At 67.7% G+C, this 20,468-nt stretch carries 21 protein-coding genes; 14 read left to right on the forward strand and 7 right to left on the reverse strand.

The annotated features are described in order from the left end of the window. Positions 1 to 15: 15 nt before the first annotated feature. The 6 genes from atpA to AC1RL8_RS29455 are packed head-to-tail and all read right to left on the reverse strand — an operon-like array spanning position 16 to position 4,413. Positions 16 to 1,629: a F0F1 ATP synthase subunit alpha gene (gene atpA, locus AC1RL8_RS29430; RefSeq protein ID WP_062480180.1), complete on the reverse strand. Its 1,614-nt coding sequence runs from the start codon at positions 1,627 to 1,629 to the stop codon at positions 16 to 18. Positions 1,630 to 1,676: 47 nt separating this feature from the next. Further along, positions 1,677 to 2,207, reverse strand: a complete 531-nt coding sequence (locus tag AC1RL8_RS29435; protein WP_062480178.1) for a F0F1 ATP synthase subunit delta — start codon at positions 2,205 to 2,207, stop codon at positions 1,677 to 1,679. 7 nt (positions 2,208 to 2,214) lie between these two features. Further along, entirely contained in the window at positions 2,215 to 2,685 is a 471-nt protein-coding gene (locus AC1RL8_RS29440) for a F0F1 ATP synthase subunit B (protein ID WP_492687278.1), read from the reverse strand. A gap of 33 nt (positions 2,686 to 2,718) precedes the next feature. Then, positions 2,719 to 2,988: a F0F1 ATP synthase subunit C gene (atpE, locus tag AC1RL8_RS29445; RefSeq protein WP_056576471.1), complete on the reverse strand. Its 270-nt coding sequence runs from the start codon at positions 2,986 to 2,988 to the stop codon at positions 2,719 to 2,721. A gap of 49 nt (positions 2,989 to 3,037) precedes the next feature. Beyond that, positions 3,038 to 3,916, reverse strand: a complete 879-nt coding sequence (gene atpB, locus AC1RL8_RS29450) for a F0F1 ATP synthase subunit A (RefSeq protein WP_095747009.1) — start codon at positions 3,914 to 3,916, stop codon at positions 3,038 to 3,040. Positions 3,917 to 3,942: 26 nt separating this feature from the next. Further along, positions 3,943 to 4,413: an ATP synthase subunit I gene (locus tag AC1RL8_RS29455; RefSeq protein ID WP_056576477.1), complete on the reverse strand. Its 471-nt coding sequence runs from the start codon at positions 4,411 to 4,413 to the stop codon at positions 3,943 to 3,945. A 137-nt stretch (positions 4,414 to 4,550) separates the two neighbouring features. Here AC1RL8_RS29455 and AC1RL8_RS29460 point away from each other — a divergent pair, with 137 nt between their 5' ends. The 14 genes from AC1RL8_RS29460 (at position 4,551) to ispC (ending at position 19,648) form a co-directional block, all read left to right on the forward strand. After that, positions 4,551 to 5,444: a D-amino acid aminotransferase gene (locus AC1RL8_RS29460; protein WP_492687279.1), complete on the forward strand. Its 894-nt coding sequence runs from the start codon at positions 4,551 to 4,553 to the stop codon at positions 5,442 to 5,444. Then, complete coding sequence (locus AC1RL8_RS29465; protein ID WP_159279646.1) at positions 5,441 to 5,749, forward strand: YbeD family protein; 309 nt, start codon at positions 5,441 to 5,443, stop codon at positions 5,747 to 5,749. The genes AC1RL8_RS29460 and AC1RL8_RS29465 overlap by 4 nt, the downstream gene beginning before the upstream one ends. Next, positions 5,746 to 6,423 (forward strand): lipoyl(octanoyl) transferase LipB, encoded by a 678-nt coding sequence (gene lipB, locus AC1RL8_RS29470; RefSeq protein WP_062480168.1) that lies wholly within the window; start codon positions 5,746 to 5,748, stop codon positions 6,421 to 6,423. The genes AC1RL8_RS29465 and lipB overlap by 4 nt, the downstream gene beginning before the upstream one ends. Positions 6,424 to 6,430: 7 nt before the next feature. Further along, a complete protein-coding gene (gene lipA, locus AC1RL8_RS29475; RefSeq protein ID WP_062480166.1) occupies positions 6,431 to 7,414 on the forward strand; it encodes a lipoyl synthase in 984 nt (327 codons plus the stop codon). Positions 7,415 to 7,832: 418 nt separating this feature from the next. Then, positions 7,833 to 9,728 (forward strand): 1-deoxy-D-xylulose-5-phosphate synthase, encoded by a 1,896-nt coding sequence (gene dxs, locus AC1RL8_RS29480; protein ID WP_492687280.1) that lies wholly within the window; start codon positions 7,833 to 7,835, stop codon positions 9,726 to 9,728. 34 nt (positions 9,729 to 9,762) lie between these two features. Continuing rightward, complete coding sequence (locus tag AC1RL8_RS29485; protein WP_062480112.1) at positions 9,763 to 10,704, forward strand: SAM-dependent methyltransferase; 942 nt, start codon at positions 9,763 to 9,765, stop codon at positions 10,702 to 10,704. A 27-nt stretch (positions 10,705 to 10,731) separates the two neighbouring features. Then, positions 10,732 to 11,655 carry an SAM-dependent methyltransferase gene (locus AC1RL8_RS29490; protein WP_492687281.1) on the forward strand — a complete coding sequence of 308 codons (924 nt, stop codon included), beginning with the start codon at positions 10,732 to 10,734 and terminating at the stop codon, positions 11,653 to 11,655. A 124-nt stretch (positions 11,656 to 11,779) separates the two neighbouring features. Continuing rightward, a complete protein-coding gene (locus AC1RL8_RS29495; protein WP_070063858.1) occupies positions 11,780 to 12,652 on the forward strand; it encodes a polyprenyl synthetase family protein in 873 nt (290 codons plus the stop codon). A gap of 51 nt (positions 12,653 to 12,703) precedes the next feature. Then, positions 12,704 to 13,804: a Rieske 2Fe-2S domain-containing protein gene (locus AC1RL8_RS29500; RefSeq protein WP_492687282.1), complete on the forward strand. Its 1,101-nt coding sequence runs from the start codon at positions 12,704 to 12,706 to the stop codon at positions 13,802 to 13,804. A gap of 25 nt (positions 13,805 to 13,829) precedes the next feature. Continuing rightward, positions 13,830 to 14,783 (forward strand): 4-hydroxy-3-methylbut-2-enyl diphosphate reductase, encoded by a 954-nt coding sequence (gene ispH, locus AC1RL8_RS29505; RefSeq protein ID WP_487847397.1) that lies wholly within the window; start codon positions 13,830 to 13,832, stop codon positions 14,781 to 14,783. Between the two features lie 55 nt (positions 14,784 to 14,838). Further along, the gene (locus AC1RL8_RS29510) at positions 14,839 to 15,987 is read left to right on the forward strand and encodes a Rieske 2Fe-2S domain-containing protein (RefSeq protein ID WP_492687283.1); all 1,149 of its coding nucleotides are present in this window, start codon (positions 14,839 to 14,841) and stop codon (positions 15,985 to 15,987) included. Between the two features lie 35 nt (positions 15,988 to 16,022). Beyond that, positions 16,023 to 17,012 carry a terpene synthase family protein gene (locus tag AC1RL8_RS29515; protein WP_492687284.1) on the forward strand — a complete coding sequence of 330 codons (990 nt, stop codon included), beginning with the start codon at positions 16,023 to 16,025 and terminating at the stop codon, positions 17,010 to 17,012. 79 nt (positions 17,013 to 17,091) lie between these two features. Continuing rightward, a complete protein-coding gene (ispG, locus tag AC1RL8_RS29520) occupies positions 17,092 to 18,390 on the forward strand; it encodes a flavodoxin-dependent (E)-4-hydroxy-3-methylbut-2-enyl-diphosphate synthase (protein ID WP_492687285.1) in 1,299 nt (432 codons plus the stop codon). Positions 18,391 to 18,400: 10 nt separating this feature from the next. Beyond that, a complete protein-coding gene (gene ispC / locus AC1RL8_RS29525) occupies positions 18,401 to 19,648 on the forward strand; it encodes a 1-deoxy-D-xylulose-5-phosphate reductoisomerase (RefSeq protein WP_492687286.1) in 1,248 nt (415 codons plus the stop codon). Positions 19,649 to 19,742: 94 nt separating this feature from the next. Here the strand turns inward: ispC and AC1RL8_RS29530 are convergent. Then, positions 19,743 to 20,468: aldehyde dehydrogenase family protein (locus AC1RL8_RS29530; protein WP_492687287.1), on the reverse strand; the 726-nt coding region annotated here is incomplete at its 5' end.

The raw sequence follows: 20,468 nt of genomic DNA on the forward strand, positions 1-20,468 counted from the left end.
CGGTCAAAAGGTCGCTCAGGCGAACGACTTCTTGAACGAGGTGGCTGCTGCCAGCAGTTCGGCTTCGGCGTCCTGGCACACCTTCTTGAAGGCCTGCTTTTCCGCGCTGTCGTCCGGCTTGGCCGGCTTGACGTCCCACTTGGCACCATGCTTTTCCATGGTTTCGAGCAGGGCGGCGTGGCTCGTCTTCAGCAGCTGGTGGAAGCCGTGTTCGAACGGGAGCACCTTCTTGACGTCGATGTCGTCCATGAAGCCCTTGTTCACTGCGAACAGCGTGGCATTCATCAGCGAGATCGGCAGCGGGCTGTACTGGGTCTGCTTGAGCAGTTCCGTCACGCGCGCACCGCGGTCGAGTTGCTTGCGGGTCGCTTCGTCCAGGTCGGAAGCGAACTGCGCGAACGCGGCCAGTTCACGGTACTGGGCCAGGTCGGTACGGATACCGCCCGACTGGTTCTTGATCAGGTTGGTCTGCGCCGACGAACCCACGCGCGACACCGAGATACCGGCGTTGATGGCGGGACGGATGCCGGCGTTGAACAGGCTGGTTTCCAGGAAGATCTGGCCGTCGGTGATCGAGATCACGTTGGTCGGAACGAAGGCGGACACGTCGCCAGCTTGCGTTTCGATGATCGGCAGCGCGGTCAGCGAACCGGTCTTGCCCTTGACTTCACCCTTGGTGAAGGCCTCGACGTAGTCGGCGTTCACGCGGGCTGCGCGCTCGAGCAGACGGCTGTGGAGATAGAACACGTCGCCGGGGTAGGCTTCGCGGCCTGGCGGGCGGCGCAGCAGCAGCGACACCTGACGGTAGGCCACGGCTTGCTTGGACAGGTCGTCATAGACGATCAGGGCGTCCTGGCCGCGGTCGCGGAAGTACTCGCCCATCGTGCAGCCCGAGTAGGCCGACACGTACTGCATGGCAGCCGATTCGGAGGCCGAAGCAGCCACGACGATGGTGTAGTCCATCGCGCCGGCTTGTTCCAGCGAGCGCACCACGTTCTTGATCGACGAAGCCTTCTGGCCGATCGCAACGTAGACGCAGGTCATGTTCTGACCCTTCTGGTTGATGATCGCGTCGATCGCCACTGCGGTCTTGCCGGTCTGGCGGTCGCCGATGATCAGCTCGCGCTGGCCACGGCCGACGGGCACCATCGAGTCGATCGACTTCAGGCCGGTCTGCATCGGCTGGTCGACGGACTTGCGTGCGATCACGCCAGGTGCAACCTTTTCGATCACGTCGGTCATCTTGGCGTTGATCGGACCCTTGCCGTCGATCGGCTGGCCCAGGGCATTCACCACGCGGCCGATGAGCTCGGGGCCGACCGGCACTTCCAGGATGCGGCCCGTGCACTTCACGGTGTCGCCTTCGGAGATGTGCTCGTACTCGCCCAGAATCACGGCGCCGACCGAGTCGCGCTCGAGGTTCAGCGCCAGGCCGAACGACGGCGTGCCGTCAGCCGTGGGCGGGAATTCCAGCATTTCGCCTTGCATCGCGTCCGACAGGCCGTGCACGCGCACGATGCCGTCGGTCACCGAGACCACGGTGCCCTGGTTGCGGATGTCGGCGCTGACGCCAAGGCCTTCGATGCGGCTCTTGATCAGTTCGGAAATTTCTGCGGGATTGAGTTGCATGACTCTTTCCTTCTTTCAATAAATAGGGCCAACCGCGGCTCGCCGCCTCAGGCGGTGAGCGCTGCTTTCATTTGTTCGAGACGCGCCTTGACGGAGGTGTCGAGGACTTCGTCCCCCACCACCACACGGATGCCGCCGATCAGCGAAGGATCGGATTCCACACGCGTGTTCAGCGGGCGACCGAAACGGCGCTGCAGTGCCACGGCGACCTCGGCGAGACTCGCCGCGTCGATCGGGAAGGCGCTGTAGATCACCGCGTCGGCCGTGCCGCCCTTGGCGTTCTTGAGCTCGCGGTACTGGGCCGCGACTTCAGGCAATGCAGCAAGCCGGCCGTTGTCGATCACCGTGCGCAGGAAGTTCTTGCCGGTGTCCGGCAAGGCTTGCGGCAGCAGACCGGAGATCAGATCGAAGATCTGTTCCGGCGACACCTTCGGGTCGGCAGCGAACTGCAGGAGCTGCGGATCGGCAGTGATGGCGGCCAGCTGGCCGATCCATCCGGCCGTGCCTTCGAGGTCGCTCGAAGTAGCCCCGAAGAGCGCGTCCGCGTAGGGGCGGGCAATGGTCGCAAGTTCGGCCATATCGTCCTCAGAGCTCGGTCTTCAGGCGCTGGAGCAGGTCGGCGTGGACACCGGCGTTGACTTCCTTGCGGAGAATCTGCTCGGCACCCTTGACGGCCAGCGCAGCAACCTGCTCACGCAGGGCTTCACGGGCACGCACGGACTGCTGTTCGGCTTCGGCGTGCGCGTCGGCCACGATCTTGTTGGCCTCCACCATTGCACGGCCCTTGGCCTCTTCGATGATCTGCTGGGCGCGGCGCTCGGCATCGGCCAGGCGGCTGGTGGTCTCGTTGCGAGACTGGACCAGTTCCTGCTCGACGCGCTGGTTGGCGGAAGCGAGTTCAGCCTTGGCCTTCTCGGCGGCCGCCAGGCCCGCAGCGATCTTTTGTGCGCGTTCATCCAAAGCCTTCGCGATGGGCGGCCACACGAATTTCATCGTGAACAGCACCAGCAGCAAGAAGACGATGGCCTGAACGAACAGGGTCGCGTTGATACTCACGGCAACACCTTTCTGGAGTGGCGTTGAACCGGCTTACTTGGGCAGGTTGGCCAGCAGGGTCGCGGCGAACGGGTTGGCGAAGGCGAACAGCAGGGCGATGGCCACGCCGATCAGGAAGGCCGCGTCGATCAGACCAGCCAAGATGAACATCTTGGTCTGCAGGTCGTTCATGAGCTCAGGTTGACGGGCCGACGATTCCAGGAACTTGCCACCCATCAGCGCGATGCCGATGGAAGCACCGATGGCGCCGAGACCGACGATCAGACCACAAGCGAGAGCGACGAGACCGAGAATGTTTTCCATGATGACTCCTTAGAACAGATTTAAAGCAAACGAAAAGAAAAAGGGAAACTCAATGCGCCTCATGCGCCTGGCCCAGATAGATCAGGGTCAGCATCATGAAGATGAAAGCCTGCAGCGTGATCACCAGGATGTGGAAGATCGCCCAGACAGTGCCGGCAATGATGTGCCCGATGGGCAGCAACACACCGGAGAACGAGGCCGCCATGGCACCGCCCATGAGGGCGATGAGCATGAAGACGAGCTCGCCCGCATACATGTTGCCGAACAACCGCATGCCGTGCGAGACCGTCTTGGCCAGGTACTCGATGACCTGCATCAGCAGGTTGACGGGCCACAGCAGAGGGTGGGCACCGAAGGGCGCGGTGATCAGCTCGTGGCCCCAGCCGCCCAGGCCCTTGACCTTGACGCTGTAGAAGAGGCACAGGAGCAGCACGGAAGTGGAAAGACCGAGCGTGGTCGAGAGGTCGGCGGTCGGCACGGCACGCATGTAGGCGTGGTGCGGATCGTGGCCCAGTGCCGAGTAGACCTGGGTCCAGATGGCCGGCAGCAGGTCGACCGGCAGCATGTCCATCGCGTTCAGCAGGAAGATCCAGACGAACACGGTGAGCGCCAGCGGAGCGATGAACTTGCGGCTGGCGGCGTTGTGCACGTTGGCCTTGGCCTGGTTGTCGACCATCTCGACCAGGATCTCGACCGCCGCCTGGAAACGGCCGGGCACGCCGGGCGTTGCCTTGCGGGCAGCCAGCCACAGCACGAAGCAGCCCAATGCGCCGATGATCAGCGCGTAGAGCACCGAGTCGAGGTTGATGACGTTGAAGTCAACAATGGCGGATTGAACGACGGGCTTGAGGCTCCAGTCGACTTGCCAGTGCTGGAGGTGGTGAACGATGTATTCACTCGCGGTCGGGGCGTGTCCTTCGGCGGCCATCTTTCAGCGTCTCTCTTCCAAAACAGTCAAATCCGGTTCAAAAATTTGGGCCGCACCAACAGTGCCACCCAGTACATCTTCATGGCGACCACCACGCCAGCCACCATGGCCAGCCAGACGAGCCCCCCGATCAGCCACGGCGCCGCGGCCAGCAAGGCAACGGTCAGCGCGATCTTGATCATCTCCCACACAAAAAACCTCAACATGACAGCTTGCGACGGCATGCCCGGTTTGCGCCGGACACCGCGGACAAACAAGGCCGCGGGGATCGCTACTGTCATGGCTCCGTAAAACGCCGAGATTGCCGCCTCGGATCGCGCCGTCCAGATCCACGCCAGGCAAGCTACCACCACGCCTGCAGCCACTTGGGCTGCGATCACCCACCAGGGTGACAGCTCGGGGTTTTGCTCGCGCAACTTCTGGGCCTCTTCGGCCGTGAGTGGCTTGAAATCGGATTCTTCGGCGTCAACCTCAGGGACAGGGGCGTTGGTTGTCATTCGAATGCACCCCGTGTTTGTCCCCGGAGAATTTTACAAAGCCATTGATTATAAGTAAAACCTAGCGGGGTCCCGCCATAACGTGACACTTCGTCGACAGTTCTGCACCGAGTGTGGCGTCCGCCCATAATTTGCGGATGCAAGACATCACCTCGGCACTGCCCGACACGCCGTGCTTTCTCAACGGCGAATTCACCCCGCTGCGCGACGCGAAGATCAGCGTCCTCGACCGCGGCTTCATCTTCGGCGACGGCATCTACGAAGTGATCCCCGTCTACTTCGGCGTGCCCTTCTGCTTCGATGAACACATCGCGCGCCTCGAGCGTTCGCTGGCCGAGCTGCAGATCGACAACCCCCACACCCGCGACGAATGGCGCGCCATTGCAATGCAGCTCGCCGCGCCGCAGGGCAAGGCACCGCAGGCGATCTACTTCCAGGTCTCGCGCGGCGTGGCGCCGCGCGACCACGTGATGGTGCGCGGCCTGCGCCCCACCGTGTTCGCGATGGTGAACCCCCTGCCGCCCGTGGCCGATGCGGTGCGCGCCAAGGGCGTGACCTGCGTCACGGCCGACGACTTCCGCTGGCAGAAGGCCCACATCAAGAGCACCAGCCTGCTGGGCGCGGTGCTCGCGCGGCAGATCAGCGTCGAGGCCGGCGCGACCGAGACCGTGATGTTCCGCGGCGAGTGGCTCAGCGAGGCCTCGTCGAGCAACGTGTGGATCGTGAAGGACGGCACGCTCATCGGCCCGCCCAAGGACAACCTCGTGCTGACCGGCATCCGCTACGGCCTGCTCGAACGCCTGTGCCAGGACAGCGGCATTCCCTTCGCGCTGCGGCGCGTGTCGCGCGACGAGGTGTTCGGCGCCGACGAACTGCTGCTGTCCTCGGCCACCAAGGAAGTGTTGCCCGTTGTCACACTCGATGGCCAGGCCATTGGCAATGGCCATCCCGGCCCCATCTACCAGAGCTTGTATGCCGCCTACCAACAGGCCAAGCAACGCAACGCCGACGCGCCAGGAGCCACCGCATGACCGACACCCCGACCCCTACCGACACCGCATCGATCCCCGATCCGCGCAAGGAATCGCTGATCGAGTACCCCTCGCAGTTCCCCATCAAGGTGATGGGCGCGAAGGTCGACGGCTTCGTGCACGCCATCACGCAGATCGCCGAGCGCTTCGACCCGGCCTTCGACGCCACCACGGTCGAGCTGCGCGACAGCAAGGCCGGCAACTACCTGGGCGTGACCATCACCGTCACCGCCACCAGCCGTGAGCAGCTCGACGACCTCTACCGCGCGCTGTCCGCGCACCCGATGGTGAAAGTCGTTCTTTGACGCCCCTCGAAGCGCAGTGGCTCGGCCGGGCCGACTACCTCGCCACCTACGCGGCGATGCAGCGCTTCACGCAGGAGCGCACGCCCGAGACACCCGACGCGCTATGGATCTGCGAGCACGACCCCGTGTTCACGCAGGGGCTGGCGGGCAAGACCGACCACATCCTGGCCCCCGGCCCGATCCCGGTCGTGCAGACCGACCGAGGCGGGCAGGTCACCTTCCACGGCCCCGGCCAAGTGGTGGCCTACCCGCTCATCGACCTGCGGCGCGCGGGCTACTACGTCAAGGAATACGTCTACCGCATCGAGGAATCGGTGCTGCGCACGCTCGCCCACTTCGGCGTGACGGGCCACCGCGTGGCGGGCGCGCCCGGCATCTACGTGCGCCTGGACGACCCGTTCTCGCACGCCGCCCTCACCGGCCCGATGCCCGGCGCCGACCCGTTCCGGGGCCTGGGCAAGATCGCCGCGCTGGGCATCAAGGTGAGTCGCCACGCCACTTACCACGGTGTGTCGCTCAATGTCGCGATGGACCTCGAACCCTTCTCGCGCATCAACCCTTGCGGCTACGCGGGGCTGCAAACGGTCGACCTTTCTACAATCGGCGTCCAAACCACATGGGAAGAAGCCGCCAAAGTGCTGAGCCAAAAGCTCGGGGCTTTCCTGGCTCCTTGACACACCAATGAGCACCACCGAAGTCGTCCGCGACGCCCAGAGCGCCGAAACCTACAACCCGCTGGCCAAGCAGAAGGCCGCGGCCAAGCTCTCGCGCATCCCCGTCAAGGTGGTGCAGACCGGCGAAGTGCTCAAGAAGCCGGAATGGATCCGCGTCAAGGCCGGCAGCCCGACCACGCGCTTCTACGAGATCAAGCAGATCCTGCGCGAGAGCAACCTGCACACGGTCTGCGAAGAAGCCTCGTGCCCGAACATCGGCGAATGCTTCGGCAACGGCACGGCCACCTTCATGATCATGGGCGACAAGTGCACGCGCCGCTGCCCGTTCTGCGACGTGGGCCACGGCCGCCCCGACCCGCTGGACAAGGACGAGCCGCTCAACCTGGCCAAGACCATCGCCAAGCTGCGCCTGAAGTACGTGGTGATCACCAGCGTCGACCGCGACGACCTGCGCGACGGCGGCAGCCAGCACTTCGTCGACTGCATCAGCAACATCCGCGAGCTCTCGCCGATGACGCAGATCGAGATCCTGGTGCCCGACTTCCGCGGCCGCGACGACCGCGCCCTGGAGATCCTCAAGGCCGCGCCGCCGGACGTGATGAACCACAACCTGGAAACCGCGCCGCGCCTGTACAAGGAAGCGCGCCCCGGCAGCGACTACCAGTTCAGCCTGAACCTGCTGAAGAAGTTCAAGGCACTGCACCCGAACGTGCCGACCAAGAGCGGCATCATGGTGGGCCTGGGCGAAACCGACGAAGAGATCCTGCAGGTGATGCGCGACATGCGCGCCCACGACATCGACATGCTGACCATCGGCCAGTACCTGTCGCCGTCGGGCTCGCACCTGCCGGTGCGCCGCTACGTGCACCCCGACACCTTCAAGATGTTCGAGGAAGAGGCCTACAAGATGGGCTTCAGCCACGCCGCCGTGGGCGCGATGGTGCGCTCCAGCTACCACGCCGACCAGCAGGCGCACGCCGCCGGCGTCTGACGGCACCGCCCGGCCGCCCGCCATGCGCGGGCGTCGGCGCACCCCCTCCTCTCCCCCTTCTCCCCCTGACCTCGCACCACGGCCGTTTTCGAACGGCCGCGGCGGTCGTGCGCGCGCGCCGCGCCATCCAAAAAACTGATTAAAACCTCGGGGGTAAATAACTCGGGGTATCAAAAAATTTGCCGCCGCATTCGCTTGCGTGCGTCAAATCCATCCCCTACGCTGACCTCCTGATTTCGCCCGAACCGGAACTAAAAACCCGGAGCCGACGCGCTTTCAGGTTCCCTCGGAGGCTTTGACAAGGAAATTGAACCATCAATTTCCAAGGCATTGTTTTGTCCGAAATTAGCCAGTACCGCATCGCATAAAGAATTCAGTCGCCACGGCCCGCGCGTTTCCATCTCACGGAGAAATCGGAATGCATGCCCTGCTCGAAGCCATCGATTCGCCCCATTCGCTGCGCCAGCTCGGCATTGCGCAATTGCCGGGCCTTGCGGATGAATTGCGATCCTTCATCGTCGACAGCGTGTCCCGCACGGGCGGCCACTTCGCCTCCAACCTGGGCACGGTCGAGCTGACGGTCGCCCTGCACTACGTGTTCGACACCCCGCGCGACCGCATCGTCTGGGACGTCGGCCACCAGAGCTACGCCCACAAGATCCTGACCGGCCGGCGCCAGGCCATGCCCACCTTGCGCCAATTCGGCGGTATTTCCGGATTTCCCCGGCGCGCCGAATCCGAGCACGATCATTTCGGCACCGCGCATTCCAGCACCTCCATTTCCGCCGCCCTGGGATTTGCACAGGCCGCCCGCATTTCCAATTCAACCGACCACGCCATTGCGGTGATCGGCGACGGTGCCTTGAGCGCCGGCATGGCCTTCGAGGCCATGAACAATACGCAGGCCTGCGGCCGCCTATTGGTGATATTGAACGACAACGACATGTCGATTTCGCCCCCCGTCGGGATGCTGCGCCTTTATCTGGGCGGATTGATTTCAGAACGCGCCTATGCCAGCGCCAATGAAGCCAGCCGGCAAAGGTTGCGCGCCATGCGCCCGGCGCTGGCCCCCTGCGAGCCCTCGGAGCTCGGGCTGTCGCCCGCCACCCTGTTCGAGCAGTTCGGCCTCCACTACACCGGCCCGATCGACGGCCACGACCTGGGCGCGCTGATCCCGGCCCTGCAGAAGTTGCAGGCACAGCCGGGGCCGCAGCTGCTGCACATCGTCACGCAGAAGGGCCACGGCTACCGCCCGGCCGAGCAGGACCCGGTCCTGTACCACGGCCCCGGCAAGTTCGACCCCGCCGCAGGCATCAAGACCGCCCCGGCAGCCGCCCCCGCCAGGCCGACCTACGCCCAGGTCTTCAGCGACTGGCTCTGCGACGAGGCCGAGGCCGATGTGCGCGTGGTCGCCATCACGCCGGCCATGCGCGAGGGCTCGGCGCTGATGGACTTCGAGCGGCGCTTTCCCGAGCGCTACTTCGACGTCGGCATCGCCGAGCAGCACGCCGTGACCTTCGCCGCGGGCCTCGCGGCGGCAGGGATGCGGCCCGTGGTCGCCATCTACTCGACCTTCCTGCAGCGCGCCTACGACCAGCTGATCCACGACGTGGCCTTGCAGAACCTGCCGGTCGTTTTCGCGGTCGACCGCGCCGGCATCGTCGGCGCCGACGGCGCGACGCACATGGGTGCCTTCGACGTCGCCTACCTGCGCTGCATTCCGAACATGGTCGTGATGGCCGCGTCCGACGAGGACGAGTGCCGCCAGATGCTGCACACCGCCCTGCGCCACGACGGCCCGGCCGCCGTGCGCTACCCGCGCGGCGGCGGGCCCGGCGCGCTGCCCGTGCGCGCGCTGCAGCCGCTGCGCATCGGCCGCGGCCAGGTGCGGCGCGAGTCGACACAGCCGATGGGCGCGCGCATCGCCATCCTGGCCTTCGGCACCATGGTCGCGCCCAGCCTGGCCGCCGCCGAACGGCTCGACGCCACGGTCGCCAACATGCGCTTCGTGAAGCCGCTCGATGCCGACCTGGTGCTCTCGCTCGCCGAGACGCACGACGTGCTCGTGACCGTCGAGGAAGGCTGCGTGATGGGCGGCGCCGGCGCCGCCTGCCTCGAATCACTGGCCGCGCAGGGCGTGCTGATTCCGTCGCTGCACCTGGGCCTGCCCGACGAGTTCGTCGAGCACGGCGACTGCGCCCGATTGCTTGCAGCCCACGGCCTGGATGCCGACGGGCTGGTGCAGTCGATCCAGGCGTTCTTCGATGCCAACGCCCCCGCGTTCCGCACGGCTCGCATGAGCCTCGTTTCCTGAAACCCACCGTGACCGCCAGCCACAGGAGAACCCGATGAGCACAGCCACCGCACGCCGCATCGACGCGCCCGCCCCGCCTTCGCTTCAAGTGATCCGGGGTGCCGAGGCCAACCCGTACCACGCCAAGGTCGAGTACACCTACCAGGACGACCCCGAGGACTGGCGTAAGGCCATCGGCGAGGACCTGATGTTCCAGTTCGGCGTCTACGACGACCCGCGCTCGGTGCCGCCGATCTCGCTCAACGAATCGGGCCTGCGCTACTTCGACCAGCAGATGGAGATCGCGGGCCTGGACCAGCCGCCGCCCTTCCCCATCCGCCGCATCCTCGACGTGGGCTGCGGCTGGGGCTTCGGCCTGCGCTACCTCGCGGAGCACTTTCCGCAGTGCCGCCAGCTCGACGGCATCAACATCAGCGAGACGCAGCTCGCGCACTGCGCCCGCTACCACGCTCAGCAGCACCTGAGCGACCGCGTGAACCTGTACCTGTGCGACGCACAGGACGTCGCCCTGCTGCCCAACCCCGACACGCCCTACGACCTGGTGACGATCCGCGGCGTCATCTCGCACTTTCCCAACGACCTGTACGAACGCTCGATGAAGCAGGTGGCCGCGCGCATGCGCCCGGGGGCCAAGGTCGTCATCTCCGACAACCTCTACAACATCCCGCTGGACAACTACCGCTCGGACATCGAGGACGAGGTCGACCGCCTCGCCTGCAAGCACCGCAAGACACCGGCCTACTTCCGCCGCGTGCTCGAGGAGAGCGGCTTCGTGGTCGAAGACATGCGCGTGCTCCCCCGCAACATCGACGTGGCGCGCTGGTTCACCGACGTGAAGGAAAACATCGAGAAGAACTTCACGCCCGACACCATCCCGCCGCCGCTGGAAGAGCTGCGCGTGATGGCGGTCAGCCTCTCGGTCGCGCTGATCAAGGACAAGTTCTCGACCTACAGCGTCATCGCGCGACGCCTCTGAATTCCCCCCACCAGGAGCGCCCACACCATGCAAGCATCCGCGCAAGCCGTCGGCATCGACGTCATCCACAGCCGCAGCCTCGACCACTACCAGGACAAGATCGAGCAGGTCTATGCCGACACGCCCGACCAGTGGCGCAAGGCGATCGGCAACGAGCTCTGGTACCAGTACGGCGTGTTCGACGAGAAGATGGACCCGCACGACCTCCCGCTCGACGCCTCCGGGCGGCGCCACATGGAGCACCAGTTCGAGCTCGCCGAGCAGGCCGGCGCCGACCACTCGCCGGCCACCGTGCACCGCGCGATCGACATCGGCTGCGGCTGGGGCCCGGTGCTGAAGTTCATCGCGCAGCGCTACCCGCAGTGCGCGCGCATCGACGGCGTGAACGTGAGCCGCCCGCAGCTGGAATGCGCGCGCGAACTCATCGCGCACGAAGGCCTGGCCGACCGCGTGCGGCTGTACCAGTGCAACGCCAAGGACATCGGCGAGCTGCCCGATGCGCAGGTGCCCTACGACCTGGCCATCCTGCGCGGCAGCCTCATCCACTTCACGCCCGAGGTGCTGGAGCAGGCCATGGCCTCGCTGTCGGCGCGCATGCGCACGGGCGGCACGGTCATCATTTCGGAGAGCCTCTACAAGGTGGACCTGGCGACCTACAAGTCGCACATCCCGGACAAGGTCGACCGCGCCGCGTCGGGCTACCGCAAGACGCCCGACGGCGTGAAGCAGGTGCTCGAGCGCCACGGCTTCGCGGTCCTCGACCAGCGCGTGCTGCCGTCGAACGCGGAGGTGATCCGCTGGTACGGGCTGGTCAAGGACAACCTGGACGCGCACCACCCGACCAGCAAGACCGCCACGTTCACCGAGCTGCGCGACATCGCCGTGAGCTTCTCGGACGCGCTGCTCAAGGACAAAGCCTCGTCGTTCAGCTTCATTGCGCGGCGGACCTGAGTCCCGCGCACCGACCCGACCCCACCCCGGGAAGACCTGAGTGAACCAAGAAGCTCCGTGGCAGGACGAGGCACGCGCGGTCCCGTGCCCCGGCATCGAACCCGCCGGTGCCTTCGACGCGTGGATGCAGGGCACCACCCGCCGCATCGAAACGGCCCTCGGCCTGCACCTGCCGCCGCCCGACACCCGGCCCACGCGCCTGCACGAGGCATTGCGCTATGCCGCGCTCGGCGGCGGCAAGCGCATCCGCCCCTTGTTGTGCCAGGCGGCGGGCGCCCTCGCCGAAGCGCCGCCCGATGCGCTCGACGCCACGGGCGCCGCCATCGAGATGGTCCACGTCTACTCGCTCGTGCACGACGACCTGCCCGCGATGGACGACGACGACCTGCGCCGCGGCAAGCCCACCGTGCATGTGGCCTACGACGAAGCCACCGCGATCCTCGTGGGCGACGCGCTGCAGGCGCAGGCCTTCTTCACGCTGAGCGAACTGCCGCTGCCGGCCGAGCGTCGCATCGCGCTGGTGCGCGAGCTGGCGCAGGCCGCCGGCTCTCGCCACCTCGTGGGCGGCCAGGCCATCGACCTGCAAAGCGCGGGCCGGTCGCTGAGCCAGCCGGCGCTCGAACAGATGCACCGCATGAAGACCGGCGCGCTGATCCGTGCGGCCGTGCGCATGGGCGCGCTGTGCGGCCTGGCCGACACGCCGGCCAACGCCGCGCTGTACCGCGCGCTCGACGACTACAGCAACGCCATCGGCCTGGCCTTTCAGGTGGTCGACGACATCCTCGACGCGACCGCCGACACGGCCACGCTGGGCAAGACCGCCGGCAAGGACGCCGACGACGACAAGCCGACCTGCGTGTCGATGCTCGGCCTGGCGGCCTCGCGCGCGCTGGCCGGCGAACTGCGCGAACGCGCCCACGCCGCGCTTGCACCGCTCGGGCCCGGGGCCCGGCGTCTCGGCCAGCTGGCCGACCTGGTCATCCAGCGCGCGCACTGAGCCGCCCGCGCACAGGTGCGTCCCCCCGCCTTCGAACAAGGAGCCCCGGCCATGACTGAACCCTCGACCCGCCTCATGACCGGCCCCCACGCCGGCGAGCACACCCCGCGGCTCGTGAGTGCCCGCAAGCCGCTGCTGCACACGCGCAGCGCCTCGGGCGACACGCGCATGCCGCTGCCCTACACCAACGGATGGTTCGCCGTGTGCTTCAGCCACGAAGTCAGGCCGGGCGCATTGATCACCGTCCCGTTCATGGGACAGGACCTGGTCGTCTACCGCACGGCGTCGGGCCTGCTTCGCGTCATCGAGCCGTACTGCCCGCACCTGGGCGCCCACCTCGGGCACGGCGGCACGATCGACGGCGAGCACCTGACCTGCGCGTTCCACGGCCTGGTGTTCGGTCCCGATGGCGCGTGCGTGCGCGCCTGCCCGGGCCAGACCCCGCCGCGCACGGCGCTGACGAGCCGCTACGCCAAGGAAGCGAACGGCGTGGTCATGGTGTGGCGCCACAGCGAGGACATCCCGCCCGAATGGGACTTTCCGAGCCTCGACCTCGACGACCGCATCTACCCGCAGTACGGACAGCGGGAACTCGACGGCTACGGCGACGCCGTGGGAGAGAACAGCGTGGACATGATCCATTTCGGATCGCTTCACGGCCTCACCGAAGCCGCGATGACGCACGAGATGGAGCAGCACACGCTCACCGTCTCGATCAGCGCGCGCTGGAAGGGCAAGCGGCTGAACATGCGCCTGACCAACTTCGGCCTCGGGCACACCCGGGCGGAAAACGAGATGCCGGAGTTCGGCCTGCGGGTCACGACGCTGGTCTATGCCACGCCCATCGCACCGCTGCGCTGGACCTTCCGCTGGATCGACATCCCCAGCGTCGCGCGGTTCGACGGTTGGCCCTCGCCTGCCAGAAAGCTCGCCTACCGCGTGCTCAACCCCATGGCGCATCGCTGGCTGATCTCGTTCTCCAGCGAGGACATGCCGTTCTGGCGCACCCGCGCCTTCCTCAAGCGCCCCGCCCTCATGGCGGGCGACCGCTCCATCGCCGCCTTCCGCCGCTGGTCCGCGCAGTTCTATCCCGCCACCCCGCCCGGCGACGCGGACACCGAGCCGGTCCTGAGAGCGTCGGCGGAACGATGAACCACCCCCACCAGGAGCTCCCACCATGCGCGTCATCCTTGCCCAGCCCCGAGGCTTCTGCGCCGGCGTCGTGCGGGCCATCGACACGGTGGAGCACGCGCTGCGGCGCCACGGCACACCGGTGTACGTGCGCCACGAGATCGTCCACAACAAGCACGTCGTCGACGGCCTGAAGGCGCAGGGCGCGGTGTTCGTCGAAGAACTCGCCGAGGTGCCCACCGACGCGGTCGCGATCTTCAGCGCGCACGGCGTGAGCCGCGCGGTGGAAACAGAAGCCCGCGCGCGCGGCCTGCGCGCGATCGATGCCACCTGCCCGCTGGTCACCAAGGTGCACGAGCAGGGGCGCCGCTATGCCGCCAAGGGCTATGCGCTGATCCTCATCGGCCACGCAGGGCACCCCGAGGTGACGGGCACGCTGGGGCAGATTCCGGCGCCGGTCACGCTGGTGCAGACCGAGGCCGACGTGGACGCGCTGGTGCTCGATGCCGACGCGCCGCTGGCCTACATCACGCAGACCACGCTGTCGGTCGACGACACGCGCGGCATCATCGACGCGCTGCAGCGGCGCTTTCCGCAGATCGTCGGCCCCGACACGCGCGACATCTGCTACGCCACGCAGAACCGGCAGACGGCCGTGCGCGAACTGAGCCAGCAGGTCGACGTGGTGCTGGTGGTCGGCGCGCAGAACAGTTCCAACTCGCAGCGCCTGCGCGAGATCGCGGCGCAGGCCGGCGTGCGCAGCTACCTCATCGCGCAGGGCAGCGAGCTCAAGCCCGACTGGGTGCGCGACGCCGGCGCGGTGGGCGTCACCGCCGGCGCCTCGGCGCCCGAGACCATGGTGCAGGACGTGGTCGCCGCGCTGCGCCGGCTGGCCGAGGTGGAACTGCTGACGCTGCCCGGGCGCGAGGAGCACGTGGTGTTCCGGCTGCCGGCCGAACTCGCCGCGGAGGCCGCCGCCGCCGAGGTGGCCACGCCATGACGCCGGGTGCGCGCATCGCCGCGCCCGCGCACGCCCACCGTCAACGGAGAAGATGATGACGAGAACTGCAGCCCTCTCCCAGGCCACGGCCAGCGACGTCGCCCCGCCCGCATCCGGCGGCATGCCATCGAACAGGCGCAGCACCGTGGGTGAAACACGCGCACCGCTGCCCTACCCCGACGGTTGGTTCTCGGTCTGCTTCAGCCGGGACCTCCCACCGGGCACCGTGCGCACCGTGCCCTTCATGGGCCAGGACCTGGTGCTGTACCGGACGGCCGCGGGGCGCGCCTGCGCCATCGACCCCTACTGTCCGCACCTGGGGGCCCACCTCGGCGTGGGAGGCAAGGTGCAGGGCGAGGAACTGGTCTGCCCGTTCCATGGCCTGGCGTTCAGCCCCGAGGGCGGCTGCGTGCGCACCGGGCAGGGCACCACGCCTCCCGATGCATCGCTCACGCTGCGCTACACGAAGGAAGTCAACGGCGCGGTGATGGTGTGGGCGGACCACGAGAACCGGCCGCCGAACTGGGAGGTGCCCGAGCGCGACCTGAGCGCGTTCGCATCGCCGCCGCAGCACAGCAGCCACGAGATGCGCGGCTATCCCCAGGACACTGGCGAGAACAGCGTCGACCAGGTGCATTTCGGCTGGCTCCACGGACTGACGGACACCGCCGCGACCTACGAGGTGGGCGACTGCTGGATGGAAACGCTGCTGACCGCGCGCTGGCACGGGCAGCCGATGCGCATGCGCATGCGGCAGTTCGGCATGGGCCATGTGCAGGCGGAAAGCGAGATGTCCCGCATCGGTTTTCGCGTGATCACGATGCTGTACTCCACGCCCACCGCGCCCATGGAATGGACCATGAGCTGGATCGACACCTTTGAGCTCGCGCTCTTCGAACGCCTGCCCCGGCCGCTGCGACGGGCCGCCTATGCGCTGCTGGGTCCGGTGGCCAAGCGCTGGCTGGCCAGCTTTGCCCAGATCGACTTTCCGATCTGGAACGCCCGCGCCTTCCTCGGCCGTCCCAAGTTGCTCCGGGGCGATCGCGGGATTGCGGAGTTCCGGCGCTGGTCTGCCCGGTTCTATCCGCCGTCGTCCACCGACAAGCGCGTCTTTCCCATCCGCCCGGTGCCGCCGGTCTCGTCGGCGACCTCGAGTGCGGGCGCCGCCGGTGCATCGGCAGAGCCCCTCGCGCCTGTTTCCTGACCCACGGCCCACCCCAAGACCACCGGAACCCCACCATGAACTACCCCGACCGCATCGTCTTTCCCGAAGTGAGCTTCCATATCCCGGAGATGTTCTGCAGCGTGCCCCCGAAGATCCACACCGACTACCCGGTGATCGACGAGCGCAATGCCGCCTGGGGCCGCGAGTTCCTGCCGTTTCCGGACGAAGCGACGCGGCTGAAATTCCTGCGCCTGCACCTTCCGATGTGGGATTGCCTGCTGTTTCCGATCGGCTCGGCCGACCGCATCTTCCTGACCTCGTGCGTGACGGGCCTCATCCTGGCCATCGACGACATGCCGCTGGGCCGGCACGCGGTGTGCGGCGACGGGGACGTCGCGCTGCTGGAAGGCCACCCGCTGGCACGCGCGGCCGCGGACATCTTCGGCCGGCTCAGGCAGTCCATGTCGCCGCAGGTCTACCGCCGCTATTGCCTGGAGTGGAAGGCCTGGTTCGACAGCGTGGAAGTGGAGGCCGGGCTGGTGGCCGAAGGCAAGGTGCTGCCGTACGACGAGTTTCTTGCGCTGCGCCATCCCAACACGGGGCTGCTGCCCTACTTCCCGGTCTCCGAGTTCATCTACGACCTGGACCTGACCGAGCTGCTGGCGCAGGACGCCGACCTGCAGCGCGCCATCCTGGCCACCAACGAGCACGTCGCGCTGGTCAACGACCTGCTCTCCCATCACAAGGAGCACGCCGTGGGCGTGACCCTCAACGCGATGGAAAGCCTGCGCATGGCGCACGGCCACAGCCCGCAGGAGGCCGCGGACATCCTCTGCCAGCGCATCCGCGAGGCCGACCGCACGCGCGTCGAAGCGTGCGAGCTGCTGCGCCGCCGCTACGCCCATCGCCCCGACGCCGATCGCTTCGGCCTGTACCTGGACAGCTTCGGCCTGATGTGCGCCGGCAACCTGCGCTGGATCCTGGAGAACGATCGCTACGTGGACAGCCGCGGCAACGGCTGGGACTGGACGCGCTCGCGCCACGTCGTGCTCGACCGCCCGTAGCGCCAGGGTGCGCCGCCACGATGGACCAAGGAGCCTCGACCATGCCCGGATCGTCAATGCACGTCAGCAAGGCCACGCCATGAAACCGCCCGTCGCACGCCGCCTCTCGCGGCAGGTGCGCGTCGGCACCGTGCGCATCGGCGGCGACGCGCCCGTGGCCGTGCAGGCCATGACCAACACCGACACCGCCGACGCGGCCGCCACCGTGGCGCAGGTCGCCGCGCTCGCGCGCGCGGGGGCCGAGCTGGTGCGCCTCACCGTGAACAACGAAGAGGCCGCCGCGCAGGTGGCGCCGATCCGCGACGCGCTGGCGCGCCAGCAGGTGCACGTGCCGCTGGTGGGCGACTTCCATTTCAACGGCCACCGCCTGCTCGCGCAGTACCCCGACTGCGCGCAGGCGCTGGCCAAGTACCGCATCAACCCCGGCAACGTGGGCCGGGGCAGCAAGCGCGACGAACAGTTCTGCCAGCTCATCGAGATCGCCTGCCGCCACGGCAAGCCCGTGCGCATCGGCGTGAACTGGGGCAGCCTCGACCCCGCGCTGCTGGCGCGCCTGATGGACGCGAACGCGCAGGCGGCGCAGCCCCAGCCCGCCGACGAGGTGATGCGCCAGGCGCTCATCGTCTCGGCGCTGGAGAACGCCGCGCGCGCCGAAGACGTCGGCCTGCCGCCCGATCGCATCGTGCTGTCGGCCAAGGTGAGCCAGGGGCAGGACCTGATCGCCGTGTACCGCGAACTCGCCGCGCGCTGCGACTACCCGCTGCACCTGGGCCTGACCGAGGCCGGCATGGGCTCCAAGGGCATCGTGGCCTCGGCCACCGCGATGGGCGTGCTGCTGCAGCAGGGCATCGGCGACACGATCCGCGTGTCGCTCACGCCCGAGCCGAACGGCGACCGCACGCGCGAGGTGCTGGTGGCGCAGCAGATCCTGCAGTCGATGGGCCTGCGCGCCTTCACGCCCAGCGTGACCGCCTGCCCCGGCTGCGGGCGCACCACGAGCACCTTCTTCCAGTCGCTGGCCAGCCAGATCGAAGGCTGGCTGCACGCGCAGGCGCCGGCCTGGCGCGTGCGCTTTCCGGGCGTGGAAGACATGCACGTGGCCGTGATGGGCTGCGTGGTCAACGGCCCCGGCGAGAGCCGGCTGGCACACCTGGGCATCTCGCTGCCGGGATCGGGCGAGCAGCCCGTGGCGCCGGTGTACATCGACGGCGAACGCGCGCTGACGCTCAAGGGCGAGCACATCGCCGACGACTTCACGCGGCTGGTCGAGACCTACGTGGCCGCGCGCTACGGCGCCGATGCCGAGGCGAGCGAGCGGCTGGGTGCGTGGATGAAGCCGTCTTCGCGCGAGCGCGTCGTGCCGATCGCTGCCGTCTGAAGGCACCGCCATGGCCACGCAACGCCTCACCCTGCTCGGTGCCACCGGCTCGATCGGCGACAGCACGCTCGACCTCGTGGCGCGCCACCCCGACCGCTTCACGGTGCATGCGCTGACGGCGCACCGCAACCTCGACAAGCTCTTCACGCACTGCGTCGCCTTCCGCCCCGAGGTCGCGGTGGTCGGTGATGCGAAAGACGCCATGCAGTTGCAGGCGCGGCTGCGCGCGGCTTGCCTGCGCACCGAGGTCATGCATGGCCCGCAGGCGCTGTGCGAGGTCGCGCAGTCGGCGGGCTGCGACACGGTGGTGGCGGCCATCGTCGGTGCGGCGGGGCTGCTGTCGTCGCTGGCGGCGGCGCGTGCGGGCAAGAAGATCCTGCTGGCGAACAAGGAGGCGCTCGTGATGTCCGGCGCGCTGTTCATGCGCGCGGTGGCCGCGCACGGCGCCACGCTGCTGCCGCTGGACAGCGAGCACAACGCGATCTTCCAGTGCCTGGCGGGCGCGCCGGCCGGCGGCGCGGGCGTGCAGCGGCTGGTGCTCACCGCGTCGGGCGGGCCGTTCCTGCACCGCCCGCTGGAGGCGCTGGACCGCGTCACGCCCGACGAGGCCTGCGCGCATCCCACCTGGCGCATGGGCCGCAAGATCTCGGTCGACTCCGCGACGATGATGAACAAGGGCCTCGAGACCATCGAGGCGCGCTGGCTGTTCGCGATGCCGCCCGAGCGCATCGAGGTGGTGATCCATCCGCAGAGCGTGATCCATTCGATGGTGGCCTATGCCGACCAGTCGGTGCTGGCGCAGCTGGGCCGCCCCGACATGCGCACGCCGATCGCGCACGCGCTGGCGTGGCCCGAACGCATCGACTCCGGCGTGGCGCCACTGGACTTCCTGCAGCTCGCCCACCTGAGCTTCGCCGCGCCCGAGCTGAAACGCTTTCCCTGCCTGCGCCTGGCGCTGGAGGTGCTGCGCGAGGGGTGCGCGGCCAGCGTGACGCTCAATGCGGCGAACGAAGCGGCGGTCGATGCGTTTCTGAACGGGCACCTGCGCTACACCGACATCGCGCACGTGGTGGAGGACTGCCTGCAGCACGCGCCTGCGTCCGCGCACGAGAACCTGGACGACATCCTCGCGGCCGATGCGCAGGCGCGCGTGCTGGCGGGTCAGGCGATCCAGCGCGCGGCGTTGCGGTCCCCGTCGCCGGCAGTCCCGCTTTCCGAGTCGGTCACCTTGGCCGAAGGCATGGTCGCGCGGCTGTAGCGCGACAGCCATTTGGCCGCCACGGCCAGTGCCATCGGCGGTGGGGTCTCACGCACGGCGCGCGACGCGCCATGCGCCTCGTGCGCCGCGCCGCTCACCATGGCAGCGAGTAGGTCTTGGTGTTGGTGAAGCTCTTCATCGCCTCGAGCACGCCTTCCTTGTAGCCCAGGCCCGAGTCCTTGATGCCGCCAAAGGGCGTGAGCTCCAGGCGGTAGCCCGGCACCTCGCGCACATTGACGCTGCCCACGTTCAACTCGCGGATGAAGCGCGTGATGTAGTCCAGGCGGTTGGTGCAGATCGAGGACGACAGGCCGTAGGCCGTGCCGTTGGAGATGCGGATCGCCTCGTCGATGTTCCTGAAGCGGATCACGGGCGACACGGGGCCGAAGGTCTCGTGCTTGGCGACGGTCATCTCGGGGTCGACGTGGTCAAGCACGGTGGGCGAGTACAGTGCGCCGCGGCGCTCGTTACCGTACAGGAGCTTGGCGCCTGCTGCGATGGCTTCGTTGACCACGGCTTCGAACTGCTTCGCAGCCGCTTCATCGATCACGGTGCCCATGTCGGTGTCGGGGTCCATCGGGTCGCCGTACTTCAGTGCGCGGGTCTTCTCGACCAGCAGTTCGACGAAACGATCAGCCACGGCCTCATGCACCAGCATGCGCTTCACGGCCGTGCAGCGCTGCCCCGAGTTCTTGTAAGACCCGTTGGCAGCCAGCGTCGCAGCCTCTTCGATGTCCGCGTCTTCCATCACGATGATCGGGTCATTGCCACCCAGCTCCAGGATCTGGCGCTTGTAGGTGGCCTTGCCCGCGATGTACTT

Source organism: Variovorax sp. GW822-FHT04E09 (assembly GCF_058800845.1).

Bases quoted from the DNA above. Each gene is read 5' to 3' on its own strand.
- AC1RL8_RS29465 (WP_159279646.1), top strand. From the start codon at position 5,441: ATGACCGACACCCCGACCCCTACCGACACCGCATCGATCCCCGATCCG.
- AC1RL8_RS29455 (WP_056576477.1), bottom strand. From the start codon at position 4,413: ATGACAACCAACGCCCCTGTCCCTGAGGTTGACGCCGAAGAATCCGAT.
- AC1RL8_RS29435 (WP_062480178.1), bottom strand. From the start codon at position 2,207: ATGGCCGAACTTGCGACCATTGCCCGCCCCTACGCGGACGCGCTCTTC.
- AC1RL8_RS29515 (WP_492687284.1), top strand. From the start codon at position 16,023: ATGAACTACCCCGACCGCATCGTCTTTCCCGAAGTGAGCTTCCATATC.
- AC1RL8_RS29460 (WP_492687279.1), top strand. From the start codon at position 4,551: ATGCAAGACATCACCTCGGCACTGCCCGACACGCCGTGCTTTCTCAAC.
- AC1RL8_RS29490 (WP_492687281.1), top strand. From the start codon at position 10,732: ATGCAAGCATCCGCGCAAGCCGTCGGCATCGACGTCATCCACAGCCGC.
- AC1RL8_RS29500 (WP_492687282.1), top strand. From the start codon at position 12,704: ATGACTGAACCCTCGACCCGCCTCATGACCGGCCCCCACGCCGGCGAG.
- lipA (WP_062480166.1), top strand. From the start codon at position 6,431: ATGAGCACCACCGAAGTCGTCCGCGACGCCCAGAGCGCCGAAACCTAC.
- ispH (WP_487847397.1), top strand. From the start codon at position 13,830: ATGCGCGTCATCCTTGCCCAGCCCCGAGGCTTCTGCGCCGGCGTCGTG.
- atpA (WP_062480180.1), bottom strand. From the start codon at position 1,629: ATGCAACTCAATCCCGCAGAAATTTCCGAACTGATCAAGAGCCGCATC.
- dxs (WP_492687280.1), top strand. From the start codon at position 7,833: ATGCATGCCCTGCTCGAAGCCATCGATTCGCCCCATTCGCTGCGCCAG.
- atpE (WP_056576471.1), bottom strand. From the start codon at position 2,988: ATGGAAAACATTCTCGGTCTCGTCGCTCTCGCTTGTGGTCTGATCGTC.
- AC1RL8_RS29495 (WP_070063858.1), top strand. From the start codon at position 11,780: ATGCAGGGCACCACCCGCCGCATCGAAACGGCCCTCGGCCTGCACCTG.
- ispC (WP_492687286.1), top strand. From the start codon at position 18,401: ATGGCCACGCAACGCCTCACCCTGCTCGGTGCCACCGGCTCGATCGGC.
- ispG (WP_492687285.1), top strand. From the start codon at position 17,092: ATGAAACCGCCCGTCGCACGCCGCCTCTCGCGGCAGGTGCGCGTCGGC.
- atpB (WP_095747009.1), bottom strand. From the start codon at position 3,916: ATGGCCGCCGAAGGACACGCCCCGACCGCGAGTGAATACATCGTTCAC.
- AC1RL8_RS29485 (WP_062480112.1), top strand. From the start codon at position 9,763: ATGAGCACAGCCACCGCACGCCGCATCGACGCGCCCGCCCCGCCTTCG.
- AC1RL8_RS29510 (WP_492687283.1), top strand. From the start codon at position 14,839: ATGACGAGAACTGCAGCCCTCTCCCAGGCCACGGCCAGCGACGTCGCC.